This is a genomic window from Planomonospora algeriensis, from assembly GCF_977012225.1.
The window spans coordinates 1-3,024 of record NZ_CDRNDK010000621.1 but is presented as its reverse complement, the minus strand read 5'-3'; the positions used below and the strand labels follow the sequence as shown (position 1 = coordinate 3,024).

The window sequence follows — 3,024 nt, the reverse complement described above, 5'->3', positions numbered from 1 at the left end:
GGCGGGAGGTCGCCTAGCGCGTGCCCGGCGACCGGCGGGGCGGCCTGTGACCCGGCCCGGCGACCGGCGGGGCGGGTCAGGCCGCGCCGTCGAGGATCGGGATGAGCTGCTCCTCCTCGTAGTCCAGGTGGGCCTCCAGCTCGTCCGCGAGCCGCTCCACCTCCGAGAGCACCGCCTTCGGGTCCGCTCCGTCGCCGGAGAGCACCCGCTGCAGCTCCTCCATGAGGGCCGCGATCCTCCGGTGCTCCCGGTCCAGCCGGTCCATGGTGGGGGCGAGCTCGGGGTACTGCGCGGCCAGGGCGGGGAACATCCCCGCGTCCTCATTGGTGTGGTGGTGGTGCAGGCCCTGGCAGAGGGTCAGGCAGTTCACCCGGAGCTGGGCGCCCAGCCCGGGACCCGACTCGGCGACCTCCTTGCGGATCAGGGCGAGCTCCCGGCGGAACGCGCCGTGGATCAGCCTCAGCGCCTCGCCCCACGACGACGCCTGCGGCGGGCCGCCCGCGACCTGCCGCAGGGCGACGACGGGGATGACGCGCGACGTCCGGTCCTGGTAGTCGGCCCAGCCGGGGTCGGCCTCGACCGCGCGGGCGAAGGCGCGGTCGCGCTCGGCGCCCTCCAGGACGACGGCCTCCGCCTCGTAGGTGAAGACGCCGTCCTCGACGGTGACGCGCGGGTCGGCCAGCAGGTTGTGGAACCAGTCCGGGTGCTTCGGCGCCCCGGCGGCCGAGGCGATCACCAGGACCCGCTCGCCGCCGTCGGGAAGGTAGCCGACCGGGGTCGTGTGCGGGGCGCCGGAGCGCGCCCCGGTGGTGGTCAGCAGGAGCAGCCGGGCGCCCTCGAAGGGACCTCCGACCTGTCCGCCGTTGGCGCGGAACTCCTCGATGACCTGCTGGTTGAAATCGTTCGGCATTCTCTGTTCTCTTCTCCTGGAAAGCGGTTCCGCGGGCCGTGCGCGGGCATGGCGAATGGCCGCCCGGAGGGGGCGGGGAAAGGCACCGCGGGCGGCCTCGGCCGCGATGCGGGAAACACCGGGAAACACCGGGAAACGCAGGCGTGCGGAAATCGGGAAACGGCGGGGAAAGCACAGGTCGCCCGGGCACCGGGGATCTCCGTCGCCGCGCCGGTGATGTCCGCCGCCGGATCGTCTCACCGGCGGATCGCCCCGCCGGGAGGCCCGGAAGACGCCGGAGGGCGGCAGAGGGCGGCGGGGCGGGCACGCGCGGCAGGGCGTGCGGAGACGTCGCGCGGGGAGCGCGGAGACGTCGCGCGGGGAGCGCGGAGGAAAAGGAAGAAGGCGGGCCTCTGGCCGGCCGGGCGCTCACGCCTCGGCCGGGTGCCCCACTCGCTCTTGGCCCATGGCCGACCCGGCAGTCACAGAGATGACCTTAATGCCGAAAACACTTCAAAGCAACGTGGATTTCCCGCCCGGTACGGCGCGGCGGATTCCGGAATACCGGTGACATGCCGCGGGGAAACCGCTCCGGAGCGATTCGATTCAGCACCGCGGGGCGCCGGCCGCCGGGTGCCGGCGTCCTCTCGGCGTGCGGGCCGGCCGTACGGCCCGCCGCCTCAGACGCTGGTGACGATGTTCATCGACCAGTCGACGGCCTTCAGGTACGCGTGCGCCAGGTCCTCGCCGTGCGCGCCGCCGTTCTCCGGCAGCAGTCCCGACTCGTAGGCGCGCGCGGTGGTCACCACACTGCCGAGCGGGCCGCCTTCCTCGACGATCGCGAACGACACGTCGTGGCTGAGCGCCAGATGGGCGATCAGCTCCTCCGCGGGCACGCCCAGCAGGTCGGCGATGCCGCTCAGGAGCCCCACGGTGAAGGCCTTGTCGCTGGGCAGGCCGAGCGACCGGGACAGCAGCTGGCACAGCCGGGCCCGCATGAGGACGTGGGACATGCGCTCGTTGTCGACGTCGCCGTCGACGCCCACGACGTCGCTGAGCAGCATCAGCGTCACCCAGTGGCGCAGGCGCTGGGTGCCCAGGATCACGACCGCGTCGTTGATCGACGAGATCTGGCTCCACAGGCCGGTCGCGGCGGAGTTCGCGGCACGCAGGATGCGGTAGGACAGGGCCGGGTCGGAGGTGATGATCTCCGAGATCTCGTCGATGTCGGTGTCCTCGTCGGCGAGCTTGCTGATCAGCTCCAGGTGGCGCAGCCGGCTGGGCTCCAGCGTGTCGAGGGACAGCACGCGGGGCCGGCCCAGCAGGTAGCCCTGGAAGAGCTCGAACCCGAGCTCGCGTGCGAACTCCAGGTCCTCCTCGGTCTCCAGCCGCTCGGCGACCAGGCGCACGCCCTCGTAGGCGCGGCAGACCGCGATGCGCTCACGCAGCAGCTCGCGGTCGATCCCGGAGACCTCCAGCTTGACGTAGGAGGCCACCTCCAGCAGGCGCTCGTGGTCGTTGCCGAGCACGAAGTCGTCCAGGGCGATGGCGAAGCCCTGCTCCGCCAGCCTGCGCACGCCCTCGATCACCTCGTCGTCGATCCGGACGGTCTCCAGGACCTCCAGCACGACGGACCCGGAGTCGAACGGGAGCGGCAGCTCGCCCACGAGGAACTCTCGGGTGAGGTTGATGAAGCACAGGTTCGGTCCCGCCAGCCGCTCCAGGCCGAACTCGCTGAACGCGTTGACGATCACCTGGCTGGTCGCCTCGGCGCCGCGCGCGGTCGCTCCCTTGGCCTGCGAGTGGGAGCGGAACAGAAGCTCGTACGCCACCAGGGCGCCGTCCCCATCGTGAATGGGCTGGCGGCCGATGTGGATGCGGTGCCAGCCGCTGTCGACCGGCACGTCGGCGAGATGCATGTGATTCTCATCGTCGGGCCAGGGCTGCATGTGAGGAATCTCCTCAGGAAATAGAGGTACGGCCCGCAGATTGACGGTTCCGCCGACTGACGACGCTACCGGGACGGCCCCGGCGGGGCACGGCACCGGCCGGAAACACGACCGGCCGCTCCCGGCCCGCTCCCGGCCCACTCCTGATCCGCCCCCGTCCCCGACCGACCGCTCCCGGCCCGCTCC

2 protein-coding genes are annotated in these 3,024 nt (G+C 72.1%); both read right to left on the bottom strand.

Annotated elements, in window-relative coordinates; all coding sequences use genetic code 11:
• Window positions 1-76: 76 nt before the first annotated feature.
• Window positions 77-910, bottom strand: a complete 834-nt coding sequence (locus tag ACWJ6R_RS33510; protein WP_449066065.1) for a nitroreductase/quinone reductase family protein — start codon at window positions 908-910, stop codon at window positions 77-79.
• Window positions 911-1,569: 659 nt separating this feature from the next.
• The gene (locus ACWJ6R_RS33505) at window positions 1,570-2,808 is read right to left on the bottom strand and encodes an EAL and HDOD domain-containing protein (protein ID WP_449066064.1); all 1,239 of its coding nucleotides are present in this window, start codon (window positions 2,806-2,808) and stop codon (window positions 1,570-1,572) included.
• Window positions 2,809-3,024 lie beyond the last annotated feature (216 nt).

What these genes read in the sequence shown, in the direction of transcription:
- ACWJ6R_RS33505 (WP_449066064.1), bottom strand. Translation starts at nt 2,808, where the DNA reads ATGCATCTCGCCGACGTGCCGGTCGACAGCGGCTGGCACCGCATCCAC.
- ACWJ6R_RS33510 (WP_449066065.1), bottom strand. Translation starts at nt 910, where the DNA reads ATGCCGAACGATTTCAACCAGCAGGTCATCGAGGAGTTCCGCGCCAAC.